20 protein-coding genes are annotated in these 20,573 nt (G+C 61.0%); 10 read left to right on the top strand and 10 right to left on the bottom strand.

Going from position 1 to position 20,573, the window contains the following annotated elements:
* Window positions 1-170: 170 nt before the first annotated feature.
* The 8 genes from AC06G8_RS21620 (at window position 171) to AC06G8_RS21655 (ending at window position 8,046) form a co-directional block, all read left to right on the top strand.
* A complete protein-coding gene (locus AC06G8_RS21620) occupies window positions 171-908 on the top strand; it encodes an ABC transporter ATP-binding protein (RefSeq protein WP_447663194.1) in 738 nt (245 codons plus the stop codon).
* Window positions 905-1,951 carry an ABC transporter permease gene (locus AC06G8_RS21625; protein WP_480283914.1) on the top strand — a complete coding sequence of 349 codons (1,047 nt, stop codon included), beginning with the start codon at window positions 905-907 and terminating at the stop codon, window positions 1,949-1,951. Before AC06G8_RS21620 ends, AC06G8_RS21625 begins: the two co-directional genes overlap by 4 nt.
* 48 nt (window positions 1,952-1,999) lie before the next feature.
* Window positions 2,000-2,656 carry a TetR/AcrR family transcriptional regulator gene (locus AC06G8_RS21630; protein WP_480283915.1) on the top strand — a complete coding sequence of 219 codons (657 nt, stop codon included), beginning with the start codon at window positions 2,000-2,002 and terminating at the stop codon, window positions 2,654-2,656.
* Window positions 2,657-2,869: 213 nt separating this feature from the next.
* Window positions 2,870-4,351 (top strand): alpha-amylase, encoded by a 1,482-nt coding sequence (locus tag AC06G8_RS21635; protein ID WP_480283916.1) that lies wholly within the window; start codon window positions 2,870-2,872, stop codon window positions 4,349-4,351.
* 109 nt (window positions 4,352-4,460) lie between these two features.
* Window positions 4,461-4,967: a DinB family protein gene (locus AC06G8_RS21640; RefSeq protein WP_480283917.1), complete on the top strand. Its 507-nt coding sequence runs from the start codon at window positions 4,461-4,463 to the stop codon at window positions 4,965-4,967.
* Window positions 4,968-5,329: 362 nt separating this feature from the next.
* Window positions 5,330-6,691, top strand: coding sequence for a lytic polysaccharide monooxygenase (locus tag AC06G8_RS21645; protein WP_480283918.1), 1,362 nt, complete (start codon window positions 5,330-5,332; stop codon window positions 6,689-6,691).
* Between the two features lie 159 nt (window positions 6,692-6,850).
* Window positions 6,851-7,783 carry a methylenetetrahydrofolate reductase gene (locus AC06G8_RS21650; protein WP_480283919.1) on the top strand — a complete coding sequence of 311 codons (933 nt, stop codon included), beginning with the start codon at window positions 6,851-6,853 and terminating at the stop codon, window positions 7,781-7,783.
* A gap of 44 nt (window positions 7,784-7,827) precedes the next feature.
* Window positions 7,828-8,046, top strand: a complete 219-nt coding sequence (locus AC06G8_RS21655) for a hypothetical protein (RefSeq protein ID WP_480285491.1) — start codon at window positions 7,828-7,830, stop codon at window positions 8,044-8,046.
* 89 nt (window positions 8,047-8,135) lie between these two features.
* On the opposite strand, the gene AC06G8_RS21660 is transcribed toward AC06G8_RS21655, so the two are convergent.
* The 5 genes from AC06G8_RS21660 to AC06G8_RS21680 form a co-directional block, all read right to left on the bottom strand.
* Window positions 8,136-9,245, bottom strand: a complete 1,110-nt coding sequence (locus AC06G8_RS21660; protein WP_447663201.1) for a DNA alkylation repair protein — start codon at window positions 9,243-9,245, stop codon at window positions 8,136-8,138.
* Between the two features lie 9 nt (window positions 9,246-9,254).
* Window positions 9,255-10,349, bottom strand: coding sequence for a hypothetical protein (locus AC06G8_RS21665; protein WP_480283920.1), 1,095 nt, complete (start codon window positions 10,347-10,349; stop codon window positions 9,255-9,257).
* Between the two features lie 210 nt (window positions 10,350-10,559).
* Window positions 10,560-12,155, bottom strand: a complete 1,596-nt coding sequence (locus AC06G8_RS21670) for an HD domain-containing phosphohydrolase (RefSeq protein WP_447663203.1) — start codon at window positions 12,153-12,155, stop codon at window positions 10,560-10,562.
* Window positions 12,156-12,326: 171 nt separating this feature from the next.
* Window positions 12,327-13,238 (bottom strand): polysaccharide deacetylase family protein, encoded by a 912-nt coding sequence (locus AC06G8_RS21675; protein WP_480283921.1) that lies wholly within the window; start codon window positions 13,236-13,238, stop codon window positions 12,327-12,329.
* Window positions 13,213-14,520, bottom strand: coding sequence for an MFS transporter (locus AC06G8_RS21680; RefSeq protein WP_480283922.1), 1,308 nt, complete (start codon window positions 14,518-14,520; stop codon window positions 13,213-13,215). The genes AC06G8_RS21675 and AC06G8_RS21680 overlap by 26 nt, the downstream gene beginning before the upstream one ends.
* A gap of 222 nt (window positions 14,521-14,742) precedes the next feature.
* On the opposite strand from AC06G8_RS21680, the gene AC06G8_RS21685 reads away from it, so the two are divergent.
* Together AC06G8_RS21685 and AC06G8_RS21690 are read left to right on the top strand one after the other, a co-directional pair.
* Window positions 14,743-16,203: a catalase gene (locus tag AC06G8_RS21685; RefSeq protein WP_447663206.1), complete on the top strand. Its 1,461-nt coding sequence runs from the start codon at window positions 14,743-14,745 to the stop codon at window positions 16,201-16,203.
* A 412-nt stretch (window positions 16,204-16,615) separates the two neighbouring features.
* Window positions 16,616-17,230, top strand: coding sequence for a DedA family protein (locus AC06G8_RS21690; protein ID WP_447663207.1), 615 nt, complete (start codon window positions 16,616-16,618; stop codon window positions 17,228-17,230).
* Window positions 17,231-17,341: 111 nt separating this feature from the next.
* Here AC06G8_RS21690 and AC06G8_RS21695 read toward each other — a convergent pair whose 3' ends face one another.
* The 5 genes from AC06G8_RS21695 to AC06G8_RS21715 are packed head-to-tail and all read right to left on the bottom strand — an operon-like array spanning window position 17,342 to window position 20,449.
* The gene (locus AC06G8_RS21695) at window positions 17,342-18,001 is read right to left on the bottom strand and encodes a VC0807 family protein (protein ID WP_480283923.1); all 660 of its coding nucleotides are present in this window, start codon (window positions 17,999-18,001) and stop codon (window positions 17,342-17,344) included.
* A gap of 48 nt (window positions 18,002-18,049) precedes the next feature.
* Window positions 18,050-18,640, bottom strand: a complete 591-nt coding sequence (locus tag AC06G8_RS21700; protein ID WP_447663209.1) for a TetR/AcrR family transcriptional regulator — start codon at window positions 18,638-18,640, stop codon at window positions 18,050-18,052.
* 35 nt (window positions 18,641-18,675) lie between these two features.
* Window positions 18,676-19,368 (bottom strand): DUF2306 domain-containing protein, encoded by a 693-nt coding sequence (locus tag AC06G8_RS21705; protein WP_447663210.1) that lies wholly within the window; start codon window positions 19,366-19,368, stop codon window positions 18,676-18,678.
* Between the two features lie 20 nt (window positions 19,369-19,388).
* Window positions 19,389-19,868 (bottom strand): hypothetical protein, encoded by a 480-nt coding sequence (locus tag AC06G8_RS21710; RefSeq protein ID WP_480283924.1) that lies wholly within the window; start codon window positions 19,866-19,868, stop codon window positions 19,389-19,391.
* Window positions 19,869-19,894: 26 nt separating this feature from the next.
* Window positions 19,895-20,449 carry a CcdC protein domain-containing protein gene (locus AC06G8_RS21715; RefSeq protein ID WP_480283925.1) on the bottom strand — a complete coding sequence of 185 codons (555 nt, stop codon included), beginning with the start codon at window positions 20,447-20,449 and terminating at the stop codon, window positions 19,895-19,897.
* Window positions 20,450-20,573 lie beyond the last annotated feature (124 nt).

Genomic DNA, 20,573 nt, shown 5'->3' on the forward strand with positions numbered 1-20,573 from the left:
AGCAGCGATGGAGCCGGTCCCTGCCATAAAGCGGTCAAGTACGCCGCCATACGTACATAAATTGCGCATCGGTCAATGGAATGGAAGCAGATGTCAGGTCTTCTATTTTTCCGCTTTTCGATTAGAATAGGAGTGAGTAATCACTCATTTTCGAAGGAGATGAAGCTTCCATGGAAAATCCGACGCTTCCAGCCGCCGACCTCCGGCAGATCACCCGCCGTCTGGGCAAGCGTGAAGTGTTGAGGAATCTCAGCCTGCAGATTCCTCGCGGCCGGCTGACCGGACTGCTTGGCCCATCCGGCTCCGGCAAGACAACGCTCGTCAAGCTGCTGGCCGGCATCGACAAGGCGGATGAAGGCGAAGTAACGGTTCTCGGCCGGAGCATGCCTGCCTTGCCCGTGCTGCAGCGCATCGGGTATATGGCGCAGTCGGACGCTCTCTATGCCGATCTGACCGCAAAAGACAACCTGGTCTTCTTCGGGAAGCTCTACGGGCTCCGGGGAAGCCGATTGCAGGAAAGAATCGCCGCCGTGATGGCGCTCGTCGCGCTTGATGATCATCTCCACAAGAGTGTCGCAGCCTACTCCGGAGGCATGAAGCGGCGGCTGTCGCTGGCCATCTCGCTGCTGCACGAGCCGGAGCTGCTGCTGCTCGACGAGCCGACGGTCGGCATCGATCCCGTGCTGCGCCAATCCATCTGGCGGGAGCTGCTGCAGCTGCGGGACGGCGGCACGACGATTCTAATGACGACTCACGTCATGGACGAAGCCGAGAAATGCGATACCATCGCCTTCATCCGCAGCGGCGAGCTGACCGCCTCCGGATCTCCGCGCGAGCTGATGGAACGCAGCGGCGCCTCCAGCATCGAACAGGCGTTCATCGCCATGGGAGAAGGTGTCACCGCATGAGGACGCGCGCCCTCGCCTACCGAATCATCCGCCAGTTCCTGCGCGACAAGCGCACGCTCGCGCTGCTGTTCCTGGCGCCGCTGCTCGTGCTGACGCTCATGCACTTCGTCTTCGGCGGCGCCTCCGCGGCCCCTTCCATCGGCCTGATCTCCGGCCCCGGAACTGCCCAGGAGCACGTGTCCCAAAAGCTTCAGCATGCCGGTGCGACTATCCGTGACTATGCCGACTCCGAAGCCGGGCAGACGGCTCTGGAGCATGGGGATATCGATGCTCTGCTGCAACTTGGAGGCGCCGCGCCGCGCGTCACGCTGGAGGGAACCGATCCTGCCGTATCGAAGGCGTCGCTCGGGCTGCTCCAACAAGCTCTTTCCCCCGACGCTGCGGCATCCGGAGGCATAGACGGCAAGCTTCAGGTCGCCTACCTGCACGGCTCCGCCAGCCTCAGCTCCTTCGACTCCTTCGGACCTGTGCTCGTCGGCCTGTTCGGGTTTTTCTTCGTCTTCCTGCTTGCCGGCGTCTCCTTCCTGCGCGAGCGGACGACCGGGACGCTGGAGCGGCTGCTGGCTACGCCGATCCGCAGATCGGAGGTCGTCGCCGGCTATCTGGGCGGATTCGGCTTGTTCACCCTGCTTCAAGCCGCCCTCATCGCCTGGTACTCCACGTCGGTGCTTGGCCTGTATATGGAGGGATCCTTCTGGCTGCTCATGCTCGTAAACCTGCTGCTGGCGCTGACGGCTCTGACTCTCGGCACGCTCCTCTCCACCTATGCGGGCAACGAGTTCCAGATCATTCAGTTCATCCCCCTCGTCATCGTGCCGCAAGTGTTCTTCTCCGGCCTGTTCAGCCTCGATGCCATGAATGAATGGCTGAGGCATATCAGCCTCGTCATGCCGCTCTATTACGGCGCCGACGCGCTGAGAGGGGTCATGCTGCGGGGAGAAGGATTCGCCTCCATATGGGTTGATCTGACCGTGCTGTTCGGCTTCTCCCTGTTGTTCGCCCTGCTCAATGTGCTGGCGCTCAAGAAACAGCGCTCCATTTAAACGAGCCTGCCGGCTGTGTTACGATGGACGGCATAAGGAGTTGGCATGATGAACGATGGAAGAGAACCTTGGCTGCAGGAACTGCTGCAGGGAGGCGAAGGGAAAATGACCGACAAGCAGGCGCGCATCGTCGCCGCAGCAGCGGATCTGTTCGCCGAGAAAGGATATGCCTCGTCCTCCACGAGCGAGATCGCCTCCAGAGCAGGCGTTGCCGAAGGAACGATATTCCGCCACTACAAGACGAAGAAGGACCTGCTGCTGACAATCGTAAAGCCGGCGATCATCAAGCTGCTGGCCCCCTTCCTGCTGCGGGAATTCAAGGATGTGCTCCATACCCGCTACAGCACCTACGAGGAATTCCTCCGCGCCATGATCATGAACCGGCTGCAGTTCCTTTCCCAGAACAAACGGCTGTTCAAGGTGCTGCTCCAGGAGCTGCCCTTCCACCCCGATCTCCAGCAGCAGGCCAAGGAAACGCTGATTCCGCTCGTCCTGCCGCAGCTGCTGGCGGTCATCCGGAAGTTCCAGGACGAGGGCAGCCTCGCTCCGCTGCCGCCCTTGACCGTTCTCCGGCTCACCGCATCCGGAATCATGGGCTATATCCTCGCCCATCTGGTCGCCGCCGACCGGAATGCCGGCGGCTGGGACGAGCAGGCCGAGCTCGAAGCGACGATCGCGTTTCTATCCAAGGGGCTCGCTCCCTGACAAGTCCATCCAGAGGGAAGGAAGCCGCGTTGCGCAGCTCAAGCGGGAAGTCATCGAGATCGAGGTCGAGATTCCCGTCAGCCCGGCCTCCGACTGATTATGCCCGCCCGCCTGGGGCGGGCTTTTTTGGCGCGCCTCCGCTGCCTTGATTAACCGGCCGCCTCCGAAGGTTAATGATGCGGAAACGACAAGCAGAAGGGTGATTTCCGCACGATGGAGCGCAACCACACGATGATGCAGTTTTTTGAATGGCATGTACCCGCCGACGGCCGCCATTGGCAGCGGCTCAAGGAACGGTCCGCCGAGCTGAAGGCAGCCGGCATTGATGCCGTCTGGATCCCTCCCGCCACCAAAGCTTCCTCTCCGGAGGACAACGGCTACAGCATCTACGACCTGTACGATCTGGGCGAATTCGACCAGAAGGGCGCGGTCCGCACGAAATACGGGACGAAGGCGGAGCTGCTCGAAGCTATTCAGGCCTGCAAGCAGGAAGGCATCGCCGTCTATGCGGATCTCGTCATGAACCATAAGGCCGGCGCGGACGAGAAGGAGAAGTTCAAGGTGGTCGAAGTCGAAGGCGACAACCGCCAGGAGGAGATCTCCGACGCCCACAACATCGAGGGATGGACAAAATTCACGTTCCCCGGGCGCGGCGGCAAGTACTCGGACTTCACCTGGAACTTCAACCATTTCAACGGAACCGACTTCGACGCCAAGCGGGACAAGACCGGCGTATACCGCATCCTCGGCGAGAACAAGGACTGGAACGAGAATGTCGACGACCAGTTCGGCAACTACGACTACCTGATGTTCGCCAACGTCGACTACAACAACCCTGAGGTCAGGGAAGAAATGATCAAGTGGGGCAAATGGCTGGTCAAGGAAACCGGCGTGGACGGCTTCCGGCTGGATGCGATCAAGCATATCGACCATACGTTCATCCGTGATTTCGCCCATGCCGTGAAGGAGGACCAGGACGGTCCGTTCTACATCGTCGGCGAGTTCTGGAACAGCATTTCGGAGGACTGCCTCGCTTATCTGGATGCGGTGGAGGGCAGCGTCGACCTGTTCGACGCGCCCCTTCATTACCGGTTCAAGGAAGCGGCCCAGGCCGGACAAGGCTTCGACCTGCGCACGATCTTCGACGGATCCATCGTCAAGGAACGCCCTCTGGAGGCGGTGACGATCGTCGACAACCATGACACCCAGCCGGGAGAAGCGCTGGAATCGTGGGTGGACGACTGGTTCAAGCAGAGCGCGTATGCGCTCATCCTGCTCCGCAAGGACGGCTATCCGGTCGTTTTCTACGGAGATTATTACGGCATCGGCGGAGAGGCTCCGGTGGAAGGCAAGAAGATGGCCATCGACCCGCTGCTGTACGCCCGCTATCATCGCGCTTACGGCGATCAGGACGACTACTTCGACGATCCGAATGTGATCGGATGGGTGCGCAGGGGCGTGCAGGAATTCGAGCGCTCCGGATGCGCGGTCGTGGTCTGCAACAAGGAGGAATGCTCCAAGCGGATGTTCGTCGGCGAGGAACGCTCCGGCCAGGTGTGGGTCGATCTCACCAACACCCGCGCGGAGCGGGTCGTCATCGGCGAGGACGGGTTCGCCGATTTCCCGGTGAATGGCGGCAGCGTCTCCGTATGGGCGCTGCCCGAGTTCGACGTAGAGCCTGAGGGCGGCGAGTAGGACGCCCCGCAGATCATTTGCAGACCGGCACGCCGGTAAAGAATAATAAAGAGCAGGAACAGCGTTTTCAGAGCATGCAGCCTGTCCCCAAAAAAGGAGAGCTTTGACCATGAATGTAATCGACTCCCTGGAAATGACCCGCTCGGAGCTTGTGGAAGAGGTCCATGCCCTACCCGTCGATCTGCTGACGCAGAAGCCCGCAGGAGGCGGCTGGTCCGTCATGGAAATCCTCGAGCACCTGTCGCTGCTGGAGGCGCGCATCGTCAAGGGCATCCAGGCCTCGCTGCTGGCCCCGGAACGCGGCGATCTCCGCCCTGCCCCGCTGGAGCTCGTCAAGGACCGCTCCCGCAAGCTCCAGGCTACAAGCCAGGCCGAGCCTTCCGGGCGCTTCCATACGCTCGCCGACGCGCTGGAGGCTCTGAATGGAGCGCGGCAGAGCACGCTCGAAGCTCTGGCTCCGTCCATCGGCACCGACGCCATGGACAGCCACGGCTTCGACCACCCTGCGTTCGGACCGATGAGCGCCAAGCAATGGGTGGAGCTGATTCCGCTGCATGAAGCGCGCCACCTGGATCAGATCCGGGAAGTTGCCGCGGGCCTGAAGAGCGGGAGCTGACCGGCATCCCTTGCCGAAGCTTGTTCGGATCAGACCGTATCCCGCCTAGGGCGGATACGGTCTTTTTGCGCGCATGCGCTCCTTCGGCATCCGCCGGGGGCAAGGCTCCGCCTGCCATCGGGAAGAGCCGCAATTGCGGAACTGCCTTTCGCTTCGTTTGGATAAAGCATTATTTACCCCCTGCCATGAATATTTTCCCCCTATTGCTTTCACGTTAAATGCCTTATTGTGGTAGCAAGAGAGCTTCCAATGTCTCCCACTTCATCGTAAAGGAGGCCTGTCGCCGACCCGGAGGAACCCCGTTCCCGCCACGGATCAGACAGAAGGAACTTCATTTATCCATCTTACAGGAGGAATGATTAATGAGTGTACGAATGAATGACAGCCGCATGTTCATCTGGAAGCTGGCAGCCGCTTTCGCGTTGATGCTGCTGGCCCTCGCCTGCGCCAAGGCCTTTGCTGGAAGCGCTTCCGCACATGGCTATATCGATTCCCCCTCCAGCCGCTCCAAGCTGTGCAGCACCGGCGTCAACACCGGCTGCGGCGCGATCCAGTACGAGCCGCAGAGCCTCGAAGCCAAAGGCAACTTCCCGACAGGCGGTCCAGCCGACGGCCAAATTACGGGCGCAGGCGCCTTCCCCGAGATGTATGCGCAATCCGCGACGCGCTGGAGCAAAGTCAACCTGAGCGGCGGTACGAACACGTTCACCTGGAAGCTGACGGCCCGCCATGCGACGACGGAATGGAAATACTACATCACCAAAAAAGGCTGGGATCCGAACAAGGCGATCGCCCGCGCGGATCTCGAGCAGTTCTGCTACATCAAGGATACCGGCAAGCAGCCTGAGGCCACCGTCACGCATACCTGCAGCGTGCCGACCGACCGCAGCGGCTACTACGTGATCCTCGGCGTCTGGGAAATCGCGGACACCGGCAACGCCTTCTACCAAGCCATCGACGTCAACCTGACGAACGGCGGCACGCCGGTCGACACGACAGCTCCATCTGTCCCTGGCAACCTGCGCTCCACGTCGGTGTCTTCCACGAGCGTAGGCCTCGCCTGGAACTCCTCCTCCGACAATGTCGGCGTTACCGGCTACAAAGTCTATCGCGGCACGACGCTGCTGGCCACCGTGTCCGGCTCCACGACGACCTACACGGCAACCGGCCTGACGGCCGGCACCGCCTACAGCTTCACGGTCCAGGCCGTTGACGCCGCGGGCAACACCAGCGCTTCCAGCGCAGCCCTGAACGTCACGACGCCGACGGGCTCCGCGCCGGATACGACGGCTCCGACCGTGCCTGGCGGCCTTCATATCCACACCTTCGACGCCTCCAGCATCTCGCTCATGTGGAGCGCTTCGACGGATAACGTAGGCGTCACCGGCTACCGCATCTACAACGGCTCCACCCTTGTCGCGACCGTCTCCGGAACGACGCTCGAGTACAAGGTGAGCGGCCTCAGCGCCGGCACCTCCTACACTCTGAGCGTGCAGGCCATCGATGCGGCGGGCAACGTCAGCCCGTCGGCGACGGTTGCCGGCAAGACTTCCGACGGCACGACGCCGCCAACCGGCCCTCAAGCCTGGGCTGCCGGCGTCGCTTATAAAGTAGGCGATCTGGTCACTTACGGCGGCAAGACGTATTCCTGCCGCCAGAGCCACACCTCCCTGACAGGCTGGGAGCCGCCAACGACGCCGGCCCTGTGGCTGCTGCAAACCTGACGAGGCTTCCGATCCAAAAAGGAGAATAGCGAAGAGCCCCTGCCCCCGGCAGGGGCTCTTCGGCCTATAACCAGCTATTCGGAAAAGGAATATCAAGACAGGTATTCGAAGTGCTAAACTAGGTAAAAGACCAGCAAGCGCGGCACAAGGAGGCCCTTCATGAGTACCCCCACCCTTAAGGACAAGCTGCTCAGCCGGCAGAGCGGCATCATCACCTACGGCATGACCCCGCCCAAAAATACGCATCCGGCGGAGAAGGTGAGGGAAATCGCCGACAAGCAGATCGAGCGTCTGCAGGGCATCGGCATCGACGGCCTCGTGCTGTACGACGTCCAGGACGAAGCCCAGCGCACCGACAAGGACCGGCCCTTTCCCTATCTGGCCTCGCTTGATCCGACCGCCTATTATCGGGACTATCTCCAGCAGGAGCTCGGCCTTCCGGCTGTCATCTACCACTGCGTCGCGGGCGGGAGCCGAAGCGAGCTGGAGGAATGGATCCACCAGAACCGCGACGAGCAGCGCTACTCGGTGTTCGTCGGCGCCTCGTCGAGCAGGCAGCAGGTGCAGGTCAAGCTGCCCGAAGCCTATCGTCTGGGCGCCAGCTTGAACGAGAAGCTGATGCTCGGCGGCGTCGTCATCCCGGAACGGCACCGGGGCAAGGGGGACGAGCATCTGCGCGCGCTTCACAAGCAGCAGTCCGGCTGCGCCTTCTTCATCTCCCAGGCGACCTACGACGTAGAGGCATCCAAAAGCTTCCTGTCCGACTACTATTACCATTGCCGGGACAACGGCATCGGAATGGCGCCGATTCTGTTCAACCTCGCTCCCTGCGGCTCCGCGAAGACGCTGGAGTTCATGAAGTGGCTCGGCATCAGCATTCCAAAATGGCTCGAGAACGAGCTGATCCATTCCCACGATATTCTGGACAAATCCGTCCAGCTCTCGCGGGAGACTTTCCGGGAGCTGTACCAGTTCGGCCTGGAGAAGGGCATACCGATCGGCTGCAGCATCGAGAGCGTATCGACCCGCAAGGTCGAGATCGAAGCTTCCATCCAACTGATGAAGGACATCAAATCCGATATGAGCCGCTGAGGCCTTGCCTCGAGCGGAAGGCAACGGGCGGGTTTGCAGGACGAATGAAGAGCGCCTCGGCGCTCTTTTTTTTCATTCTGCCCGTCCGCGCCTTCCACTTTGACCCGCTTCGCGTCGGCACGAATTTGTCGGGCTGGCTGTCAGACCGGTTCGACAGCCGCTGGCTGCTGTTCTGGTACTGCGGGCTGCGCGGACTGTCCCTGCTCTTCGTATCCCGGCCGCCATACCGGTTAGCGGCAGTATGGAGGCTTGAAGAGACTTGAAGAGGCTTGAAGCGCGGCCACCCTGTATCTTGGAATCACGGCAAGAAAGCCCGGCTGCGGATGACCTTCATCCATGCCGGGCTTTCGGGTTATACGCGCGCCTCTGCCGCCGGCATCGTCAGCTCGAACGGTCCGGCCGCGAGCTCGACGCCGTTGACCAGCACCTTCAGGGCATGGACGCCCGGGTAGTAGCGGCGGGTAGTGATCGGCTTCAAGGCATGATGCCGAGAGACGGCCGAGATTCCCGGCGGGTAGCTGCGCTCCGACAGCTTGAACCGCTTGCCCGAGAGGCTGCCGCTTGCCTTGACGAAGCCGATCTCATATTCGATCCGCAGCGGCACGGAATCGTCTCCCCGATTGTGCACTTCAAAGGAAAATTCGAGCTCGCCCCCGAACTCCACCGACGGCGTCAGGATGCGGAACTGCTCCACGCCGGCATCGGCCGCGGCCGGATAGCCGAACAGCGCCAGCGCCTCCGGCAATCCCTGCTTGAGCAAGGTGCGGCAGCCGTGCTTCAGGATCCAGTCCGTCCGGGCCGATCTTCCGATCTCGCGGACGGCCAGCTCCAGCACCCGCTGCGGGTGGTCTTTGGCGATATCGTTGAGATTGTTGGCGACGCTGCGCCTGACGTACTCGCTGGCATCGTCCAGCATCGTCTCCAGCAGGCTCAGCACAGGCTCGGGATCCCGGACGAACACGGGCAGCCTCGTCCCCCAAGGAAGCCGCGGGCGGCAGCCTTCGCTGGCGAGCCTCCTCACATGCTCGTCGGGGCTTTTCGACCAGAGCGCGAGCTGCTCCATGACCGCCTCCGGACGGCGCAGCAGGAAAGGACGAATCGCGAATTCCGATGTCGAATACCGGCTGATCTCGGCCAATGCCGCGAGGGAAGCCGGCTCATGCTCCGGCTTCTCCATTCCTCCAAGCTCGATGAAATCGGGAAAGAAAATGTATTCGACGCCCCGGAACTCTTTCGCCGCCTGGCATAAGAGATGCAGAGCCCGTTCGTACGATTCCGGCAGCGTTTCCCGCAGAGCGAGCGTCACGAGCCTCATCCTTTCCTTGAACGGAGCCTCTCCCCAGGGGTCACGGCGAACCAGGTCCATGAACCGTCCTGCCGGAAAAGCCGGCTCCAGCTTGCGGAACGCCTCCGCGACGGCTTCGAGCTTCTCATCGGTGTACAAATTGCGCAGTGGCTCCATCGTTCGGCTTCACAACTCCTCTAGGTTTAATAAAGACCGCTCAGCTCCCTTTCCAAGAGGCTGATGGGCAAAATCCGGCTTGAATTCCCGAATGCGCTCAAGCATGCCGGGCAGAGCGGCTCCAAACTGCGAATGGCGGCTGCCATTGGCGCCCGACGGATGCGGAAAGCCCCAGAGCACTTGAGCTTCGGAAAGCCATCCGTCTGCGGCAAGCAGCCGCAGCGCCTCCTCGACGGCACGGCCGAGGGGAATGATCAGAGGCTTGTGCATCGAGCTCAGCTCTGTCCCCATATGGCCCATCATGATCTCGGCCAGCAGCGGGCTTCGTCCGAGCGGCGGACGATGGCCCGAGTAATTCGCCCCGTCCATGAATACCGGACATGGCAGCACCGATGTCGTATGGATCAAGGGATGATCCAGTAGAGCAAATGACCCCCCTGCCGAGAAATGCAGGTCTGCCTGCGCGGCAGGATCCAGATCCTCCATTCCATCCTCATGCCGGTCAAGGCCGGCCGAAGGAAGCAGCAAGCCTGCCGGAGGCTGGCTTGTAATTCCTCGCTGTCCGCACGCCGCGCTCTCTGCCGCCTCCCATTCCGCCAGCTTGCCGGGGAGGCCGAGCCGCTCCAGCATGGCCAGCAGATCCCGCCTCATCGATCCGGCGAATCTCGCTTCCCGCTTGGCCATCAGGCAAGCCTCGGGGGCGTCTCGGCCATCGAGCAAGGCGCGGCGCATCGTCCGAAGCGAGATCTCCATCTGCCTCCAGCCGGGAGTAAGTCCGGCGATCAAGACTTTCGCCCGGCTGCCTGCGATTTCATTATGGGGTGCGTAATATTCCTGCAGTCTCCCCGAGCTCTTCAGCAGCAAGCCAGGGACAAGCAACTCGCCGCGCTCGTACCGGTCCCGCTCCGGCAAAGACGCCATCAATTGGGCCGCACGGACGAACGCATCCGGGCGGCTCAGGCGATCAAGCCCCTGCAGCTCATAGCCGCCAAGCTCAGCCATGGCTGATCCCTGTGCGGGACGACCGTTTCGGCTGCTGCCTTCTCCGCCGCAATCCGCCCTCGCGCAGCGCTCTGCTGCCGCGATTCCGTTCCCATCCGGCATTGTCCGTTCCTGCCATTTATCTTCTCCCCGCTTTTCCCCATGCTGATCTTCTTCCCATTATACCCAAGCAATGCTGACAGCTTGTTGTCAGGAAACGAAAATTCCTCGATCGGCATCGACTCCGCGAAAACTTCGGAATCCCGCTAGTTAAGCCGGAAATGCAAAAAAACCGGGCTGCCCGCCCGGCCGATTGCCGAAAACCTTGCTCCGTCAGGAGCTCTTCCGCTTCTCCAGTCCCCGTTCTTCCATTTTCCCGCCGGGCAGAAGCCCGCCCGCGCGAGCGGGAGACTCAGGATCGGACATGCCGGATTGATCCACTCCGCCCATCGCATCGATGAACAGCTTGGCATACTCCGGGTCCCACTGGGTGCCGCTGCCTTCCTCCAGAATCCGGAGCGCACGGTCGATCGGCATCCCGCACCTGTAAGGACGGTCGGAGGTCATCGCATCGAAGGCGTCGGCAACGGCGATGATTCTGCCCATCATCGGAATGTCCGTACCGCTCAGGCCGTCCGGGTATCCTTGGCCGTCGTAGCGTTCATGATGGGATCGGACGCCGGGCAGGAAGGCGGCCATCGCCTCGGCAGGCTCGATCTGCCTCAGGATATTCTCGCCCATGACCGTATGGAGCTTGATCTGGTCGAACTCCTCGTCGGTCAGACGGCCTTCCTTGAGCAGCACGCTGTCCTGGACCCCGATCTTGCCAATGTCATGCAGGAGCGCAGTCTTGTGAAGCGCATCGAGCGTCCATGCATTCAAGCCGGCTGAGCGTCCGATCATGAGCGCGTATCCGGCCACCCGGTCGGAATGGCCCGCCGTATAGGTATCCCGGGCATCCAGCGCGGCGGCAAGCGTCGAGAAGTAGCTCTGCAGCAGCTGCTCGTTCATCTTGGCGCGCTCCTCCAGGCTGCGGATCATATCATTGAACCCGTCCACGAGCCGGGAGAATTCATCCGAGTAGAGATCCGGAACGGTAGCGCCCAGATCGCCTCTGCGGACCTGCTGCATCGTCCCGTACAGCTCTTCGATCGGCTGCTTGATGTTGCGTCCGAACAGCCAGGCGGCAAAGGAAGCGAAGCCCAGGCTGACGGCCAGGACGAATCCCGACCAGACCCAATCCTGATTGTGCTGGTCGCTGGCGTGGACAGCCTGGCGGATCTGCGTGGAGAGCAGGAACAGGATGACGGGCAGCGTTCCGATAACGAATACGCTCAGCTGGAACTTCTTCTGGATCGGCACCAGCACCTTCCCCTCAAGCGACAGCCCGTTGATTCCCGCCTTGACGGCGCAGTCGCGGATCTGCACGAGCACCGGCCGTACCGCCTGGACCGTCAGGAAGAATTCCACGAGTGCATGCAGGCATGCGATGAGAAACGAAGCGACCGCGGCAATGATCAGGAAATAGGGCCTGATCGTAAGCCAGCCCGATTCCAGGCTGATCAAGGATAGGATAAGAGCAGGCACCATGAAGCCTAACGTATGCGGTCCCATGATCCGCAGCACGGCGAGCATCGGCAGGCGGTGGGCTCTCAGATAAGCTGCGCGAATATCCGTTTCGCTGAAATGATCCGCCATGAACAGCTTGCGGATCGGCTGAAGATGGCTGCGGAACACAAGTCCCTCCAGCGATCCCATGACCAGCAGGGATACGAGCAGCACGGCTGTCACAACGGCCAGCTGCTCGCCCTCGACGCCGAGCGTGATCCATATAACAGCTCCCCCTACCCCCAATACGGCCAGGAGAGAGCCCGCCAAATAATTGCGAACAAGGTTCCGTTGAAAGTGATGGTAGCTGCTGGACAACATGAAGACCTCGATTCCGTGCGCCGCAACTCGGGGCACCTTACATGAGCGAAGACGGTCCTAGCCTCAGGGCCGGACCTATTGCTCTTCTTATTATCGCCCGTAGAGTTGCATTTTGTTAGATTTTGGCGAAACTAATGATTGTTTGTCGAATAATAGCCTTTTTCTTGCTTATTACCCTAATAAGCGCCAAAGGCGGATCCAGGAGCGCAGCCTCGGCTGACGCTGCAGCCGGTCGACTTCCGCATAGGTGGTAAGCTCAATACCGGCATCGCGGATCGCATACCGGAAGTCGGCATCCTGCGGAAGAAGGAACTCCCATTCCCGCTTTTCCCAGGATGGTATGACGGCCGCCATCGCCGGATCGGGCGCTGCGGGATGGATGTACGTCTCGATAATGCCTTCCGGCAGGGCGTACAGCTTGCGGATCATCATCTCCTTGAAGGTATCGTACGTCTCTCCGATCTCCTCATGATAGGAATGGCTGACCAGATAGTCGGGAACGGGAACATTCAAGGCGTCGGCGAGCACGAGGACCTTATCCAATATCCCTTGGGCTCCCGGTATCGAAGCCAGGAACTGATCCTGCTCCCAGATCTTGCGGAACAGCCGGTACGGCAGCCTTCTTCGGGAGCATTCCCGCAGCACCATCGGGAGGAAGCTTCTGCCCGTAGCGAGGCCGAACAGGCTGCCCATGTGATTGTCCGCATGAGAGACCGGGATGCCCGCCTCCCGGATCGCCTCGAACTGCGCCCTCATCTCCGCGCGAAGCTCGCGCGCATCGACGCGGCGTTCGAACTCCTCCACGGTCGGATGCAAGAACCCTTCCGCGTCCTGCAGAGACTTTCCTCCGGTGAGGCTGCCCCATCTGTATCCGGGAAACTCGCTCGTGAAGGTCAGATGGGCCCCGATATTGGCGGCGCCGGCCCGCCTGCACCATGCCGCCGCCTCGGAAAATCCAGGGGCAGGCGCCATGATCGTGGCCGAAGACACGAGCTTCTCCTCCAGCAGGCAGATGATCGCTTCGTTGGCGGCCCGGCTTTGGCCGAAGTCGTCGCAGTTAAGAATCAGTTTTTTGCTCCCCATGCCGCTTCTCCTCCCGGTACAGCGATGATATCGCCAGCGATACGGCCATAAGGCCGAGCGGCACGAGACTGATCAGCCAGCGGAAGGCCTGCTCCGGATCCGGTCCCGGGTCATGTCCGCTGACATAGCCGAACATGCGGCCTACAATCCAGAAAGCCAGAGCGGATATGAGCCCGCTGGAGCGGTTGATGAACCCTCCGACAGCGGTATAGACTCCCTCCCGCCGCCTCCCCGTGCGCTCCGCGTCTTGATCGATGATATGCCCGTTCAGTACCGCCGGAGTCACCAGAAATCCGGCCAGGCCGAAGCCAATCGAGATTCCCGCCGCGATTCCCGTCCCCAGGCTTCCTGCGAACCAGAGCGGAATCGCCGTGATTCCGTACACGGCCAGCGACAGCCGCCAGCTGCGCAAGCCGCCGAGACGCCGGGCGATGAGATACCAGACTACGACCAGCGGAATGACGGATACGAATACGGAGGCGAGCAGAATGGAAACCTGGCTCTCCGGAATATGCAGAGCATACTTGGCATAAAACGGAATCATGGAGCTGAGCAGCCCGTTCACCGTTTGGGCGAACGAATTCGCCAGATGGAAAATCCAGAAATTGCGGTTGCGGAGCGTTTCGCGGAAAGCTTGCCGCAGCGGCAGCGGAGAAGGGGCGCGGGCGGCGGGGCTCTCCTGCAGATGCTTCAGAAAGACAAGCATGCATAGAAGGAAGAGGGCGGCGTACGCGACAGACATGCCGCTGAAGCCGATCGATTTGAACAGCAGAGGCGTGGCCGCCGTGCCGATCAGGATGGCCAGCATCTGGAAGCTCTGCTGGACGGCGGAGGCTTTGGCCCGGAGCGCGGCTCCGGCGAACAGCTCGGGAAGGAGGGAGCCATAATTGACCCAAAGGACGGATGAAGCGCTCTCGAACAGAATCAGCACGATCAGAAACCACCAGAACAGCTCTCCGGCAGCCGAGGCTCCGGACAGCCCGGGCGGGACGGAGAACATCAGCACGAACAGGATGGCGAAAGCGGGCAGTCCTCCGTAGAGCCAGGGCTTGCGCCGGCCGCGGGGGGATCGGGTCCGGTCGGACCAGTAGCCGAGAAGCGGCTGGTTGACCGCATCCCATACGAGATAGACCGATCGCGCCAGCGTCGCAAGACCGATGCCGAGCCCCAGCTTCTCCACGTAGTAATAGCTGTAGAACGAAGTGAAAGCCTGGCTCGGCACCATGATGGCGAACATTCCTAGCGCGTACATAAAGGTGGAATTCACGCGTTTGGACGACATGATTCACACTCCCGGCTGATGGAATTGCGGCAGCTCCGCAGCGGCTCCCGATGCTCTATATTACTTCACGGCCTGCCAGAAAAATCCTTCCGATAGTTTATTATAATGATTATAAAAAAGTATTGACTATCAAATTAGAAACAGATAAAGTTATGGCGACAGAATGAACTCATACATGGCGCTTATGCCGAAAAATTCGAGCCGAAGGAAGGGGAGCTTGCGATGAACAGACTTACGACGAACCAGGGTGTCCCGATCGGAGACAACCAAAATTCCAGAACTGCCGGACAGAACGGCCCGACGCTGCTGGAGGATTACCAGCTGCTGGAGAAGCTGGCCCATTTCGACCGGGAGCGCGTGCCTGAGCGCGTCGTCCATGCCCGCGGCGCAGGCGCGCATGGCGTATTCCGCACTGCGGCCAGCATGAAGCGCTGGACCAAGGCGGCGTTCCTGCAGGATGCCGGAACCGAGACGCCGGTCTTCGCCCGCTTCTCTACCGTCATCCACGGCCAGCATTCCCCCGAGACGCTGCGCGATCCTCGCGGATTCGCCATCAAGTTCTATACGACGGAGGGGAACTACGACTTTGTCGGCAACAACCTGCCCGTCTTCTTCATCCGCGACGCGATGAAGTTCCCGGACATGGTCCACTCCCTGAAGCCGGATCCAAGCACCAACCTGCAGACAGCCGACCGCTACTGGGATTTCATGTCGCTGTCTCCCGAGTCCACCAACATGCTTGTGCATCTGTTCTCCGACGAGGGCATTCCCGCGAACTACCGCGAGATGCGCGGCTCCAGCGTCCATGCGTTCAAATGGGTGAACGAGCATGGCAACCGCGTGTACACCAAGCTGCGGTGGGTGCCGAAGCAAGGCGTGCGCAGCCTCAGCGCCGAGCAGGCGTCGGAGATCCAGGGGCGCGACTTCAACCATGCCACGCGCGACCTCATCGACGCCATCGACCGCGGCGATTTCCCGGAGTGGGATCTGTTCGTCCAGATCCTCGATCCGGCCGACCTCGATTCCTTCGACTTCGATCCGCTCGATCCGACCAAGGATTGGTTCGAGGAGGATATTCCTTACGTGCATGTCGGCACCATGGAGCTGAACCGCAATCCCGACAACGTCTTCGCGGAAACGGAGCAGGTCGGCTTCAATCCCGGCGTCGTCGTCCCGGGCATCGAGCCGTCCGAGGACAAACTGCTCCAAGGACGCCTCTTCTCCTACTCCGATACGCAGCGTTACCGGATCGGACCGAACTATTTGCAGCTGCCGGTCAACTGCCCGTTCGCCCAGGTGAGCAACAACCAGCGTGACGGGGCCATGCAGCACGGCAAGTTCAGCGGCTCCGTCAATTATGAGCCGAGCCGCCACCTCGATGCTCCTCAGCCGGATCCGGCCTACGCCGAAGCTGCCGCGCCTCTCGAAGCCGGAGCTGCCGCAGGACGCCAGCGCATCGCCAAGACCAACGACTTCGGCCAGGCAGGCCAAGTGTTCCGCCGCTACTCCCCGGCCGAGCAGGATGCGCTTGTGCGCAACCTGTCCGCCGATCTCGCCTCCGTCGAGGCGTCCACCCAGCTGCGCGCGATCTGCAACTTCTTCCGCGCGGATGCCGAGCTCGGCAAGCGGCTGTCCGCGGAGCTTGGCGTCGATCTGACTCCATATCTCCAGCATCTGGGCTGACCGTATCCTCCTGAACTTCCGCCGCCACCCGGCTGGAAGCAGGGCTTCGATCCGGCCCGACATCATCCCATCCGGGCTGACCGCAGCTCCCGATCGTTCGCCGCCACCCGGCTGGACGCAGGAGTTCGGTCTGGCTCTGGGGCAGCCCAAAAGTCATGAAAGTGACTGAGGGCTGCCCTTTTTTCTGTTTTCCAAGAGATAGGGCAGCCTGCGCATCCTCTCCCGACAGACTTGTCCCAGCGACGGCTCCGGCCTCCAGCCAACGAAACGCCGCGATGTCCCATGCCTTTCAAGCGGCCTTGCTCGATGGCGGATGGCAGCATCTTCTGAATCCAAGAGGCGGGGTCAAGCGTATAAGGGGAAACCAAAGTCCGCCGCCCGAGGCGGGACTCCCGAAAGGAAGTGCGCTTTTTTGGAAGCCTGGATTACGGAGGTCATGGACAAGTTCGGCTACTTCGGCGTTGCGCTGCTGATCGCCCTCGAGAACCTGTTCCCTCCGATTCCCTCCGAGGTCATCCTTACATTCGGAGGATTCATGACGACACAGACCAGCCTCACGGTGACCGGGGTGGTCATCGCCGCCACGATCGGTTCCGTCTTCGGAGCGCTGGTCCTATACGGAATCGGCGCCTGGCTCCATGCCGAGCGGCTGGAGCGGATCGTCGAGCGGTACGGCCGCTGGCTGCGCCTCAAGCCGGAGGATGTGCGCAAGGCCGACCGCTGGTTCGACCGCTACGGCCCATGGGCCGTGCTGCTCTGCCGGCTCGTGCCGCTCGTGCGCAGCCTGATCTCGATTCCAGCCGGCATGTCGGGCATGAATCTGCCTCTGTTCCTGCTGTATACGACGATCGGCTCGCTCATCTGGAATATCGTGCTCGTAAGCGTCGGAGCATCGGTCGGAGCTTCCTGGGAATCGGCCGTCGGGTTCATGGACGTCTTCTCCAACATCGTCTACGGCCTGCTCGCCGCCGGCGCCGCAGCGGCCATCTATTTCTTCTACCGCAACCGCAGCAGGAACCGCCGCTGACCGCCGTTCCATCGCAAAGAAAAAGCAGGAAGGGGGACCGCCCTTCCTGCTTTTTGGATACCCTCATTATCTCCTTGCCCTCGTTCTGCTTGCCTCTTCATGCTTGCCTCTTCATGCTTCCGAAGCCTTCGGATCTGGCGTCGCCGCGTTGATCCGGCTTAGAGTGCGCCGCCGGTACGTCATGCTCCACAAAGCTCCGAACCCAAGGGTGCCATAGAGGAGAAGGCCGGATACGGCCAAAAAAGTCTCGACGCTCAGAACGAGAACCAGCCCTACCCGCAGCATGCTTTCCCCTAGCAGCAGCGCTCCCCAGAAGACGGTCGATACTCGTGAGGCACGCCGGTACTCCGCCAGCTCCCACCTCTGCTCCATCGCTGCGGCATCCGCCGCCGGCACGAACCTCGCCGCCAGCCGGTAGACGAGCGGACGCCGTCCCGCCAGGGACAGCAGGAACGCAGCTCCCGCAGCTCCCGTGACCAGCGACTCGCGCAGCAGCACGGCCTGCTCGCCGCCTCCGGCCAGCGCCGCTCCCGCTCCCAGCACGAAGAGCCCGGCCATAAGCAGGCCGAATGCGTCCGGCTTTCTGCGCCGCGCCAAATGCCACAACTGCTCCAGCAGCGGGAGGCAGGTCGCGATCAGCAGCGCTTGCAACCCGGTCATGCCCTCGCTCAGGATGCGATACGCCACATAGGGCAAAACCGCGTTCATTAAGACTGTCGCTGCCGCTCCCGCAGGAATTCGGTGCAGAACCTTGACTCTCGAACCCGCCATCCGACCCATCCACTCCCGATACCGAATGAACCCAGTATAACGGATAGATCAGCGGAGCGCTTTAGAAATCAGGGAAAAAATGTCTGCCGAGCCCAAGCTGTCCTCCTGCTCCAGCGTCCCCAGCGTCCGCATTCCGTAGCTGAACACGATAAACAGTCCGGCCATCTTCGCGGCGTCGATCTCCCTCGGGATCGCCCCCGCCTGCTGGCCGGTCTCGATCCAGCGGCGGCTGAGCTCCAGATTGAACCGATGAAGCTCGTTCATCATGGCTTCGATCTTGGGATTGTCGGTCTGGCTGAGCAGATAGGTGAAGATTTTATTGGTGACGGCATTCCGGTCCGTATTGCGCTGGATCGCCTCCGCGATCATGCGGATCGGAGGAGTCGCCTCTCCTTTGGGCGTCTCCGATACCGATCGCTTGAAGCTCTCGTTCATCTGGTCCATCTTGGTTTTCAGAATCTGGCCGAACAGCTCGTTCTTGCCCGATACGTAGTGGTAGATGGCGCCTTTCGACAGCCCCGAGCGGTCGATGATATCCTGCATTGTCGTCTGGCGGCAGCCCTTCTCCTGGATGATCTGCTCCGCCGTATCCAGGATCAGTTGAAAGCTGGAGGTTCGGCTCGCGGATTCCTTCATCATATTGTCCTCTCCTTCAGCTGTCGATTATGGTCTTCTTATTGTATACCAACCGTCGGTCCGGTCAAACCAACGTCGCGCCCCTTCGATCTGCGGATGATCCACTCGGCGACGGCCAGATTGACGAGCCAGCACAGCCAGCTCGCAGCCTGGTAAGCCGGAGTGAAGGAGCCAAGCAGCAGCACCAGAGGTCCCATCAGAACACGCAGGGATACGCCTGAAAAGGTAAGGGCATAACTGCGGATCATCCAGTGACGGTGCTCGCCGATGCGGCCAAGCATCGCCTGCCTGACGCCATGTATCGTCGTTCCCACCCATAATGCGTCCAAAAGGAGGAAGCCGGCGCTGGCGATCCATCCCCCGCTGGCTTTGAAGGCCAGATACAGGCTTGCCAGGCTGCTGAGCGCTACGGAAGCGGCGTAAATCCGGCCGGCGAGCCGGTGGAGCCGCACCGTCCTCAAGGAAGGCGAGCCAGCATGCCGCGCCTTCCCGGCCGCAGGACGCAGCAGCGCGTACAAGCCGGCAAGCATAGCCGCGCTTGCCGTGATGATGTGGACATACAGCATGTAGATCCACGGCGAGTAGCTGAACCCCGGCGACTGCAGCTTGAAATTGACGAACCCGCCCTGCCTCGCTCCCGCAATGCCGTACTGCACCAGCACATACCCGAACACGAGCAGCAGCGCGGCGGCAGAGAGCGACCAGAGTCCCGTTTTTGCTTTCCATGTCATCTTTCTATCTCCTCCTTGTATCATACGGATTGATGGGCCATCTGCCACGGGTAGCGCAGCGCCACGAGAAGGGCACGGCCCAGCAGTATTCCTCCAAAGCCAAGCAGATATGGCACGAAGGGAAGCGCGTGCGACAGCTCCATCTGAATCCCGAACGCGCTGGCCGCGCCGAGCTCGATGCCGAGCCGCAGCGGAATGGAGAACAGCCAGATTGCCGCGCCCGCAACGGAGCCCCGAATGATCCATACAGAGCCTTCCTGGAAGATCAGGCTCAGATGGCCTTGAAGCAAGCCGATGCCCATCCCCATCAAAGCTTCCATTAGCAGGAGAAGTCCTTCTCCCTCACCGGCTGCAGCGCGGGAGGAGGCGGCGAGAGCGCCTCCCAGCAGCAGGATCGGAAGAGCGAACAGCCTGACGCTCAATATTCTGGTTCTAAGCTGCGAGCGCAGCATCAGGAAAACGAGATAGAAGATGACGACCGGCGACAGATTGGCAAGCATGAAACCTCAACTCCTTTTTCGAAAGATTAGACCGACTGTCGGTCTATATTAGGCGTACGCATGGGAATCTCTATCCGATCTTCCCGAACCAGACGGCGGTAGGAGGCGTACATCCACACGCGCCACAGGAAGGTGCAGATCACCATCGCAGCGATATACATGGCCAGCATCAGCTCGATGTCCGGTCGATGCTCCGGCGTTAGAATCGGATACGTGTGGAACACCTTGTCACGGATCAGGTAACGGACATAAGGAAGACCGAGCAGGAAGACATAGAACAGAAGATTGAACTTGAAGAATATCCTTCCGCCTGAGCGAGCCTCGAACCTCGTCGTCAATATATAGGGAAGCGAAAGCATGATGCCAAGTCCCAGCGTCCATGCGGCCTGCACCAGCGTCGCCCGGCTGCCCATGCAGACGGCGATCCACGGCAGCGGCGCGAGCAGCAGCCAGTCTCCCAGCAGGAGCTTGATTCCGCTGCCCTTCATTTCCCTGCGCGTCTGCCTGAACTGCTTGAACGTCATCCAAATAATCAAAGCCCAAACTCCGTAGCCGATCAAATCCCATTGCTGCTGCGTCATGCTTGATCTCTCCTCTTTTTCGCCTCGGCCAGGTTCCCGTACCGACCGACGGTTTGTTATCATCAGAATACAAAACCGACCGTCGGTCTGTCAAGAGGGGATGAGGTATTTTTTTCGATTCCTC

This window comes from Paenibacillus sp. SJS-P3, assembly GCF_056711585.1.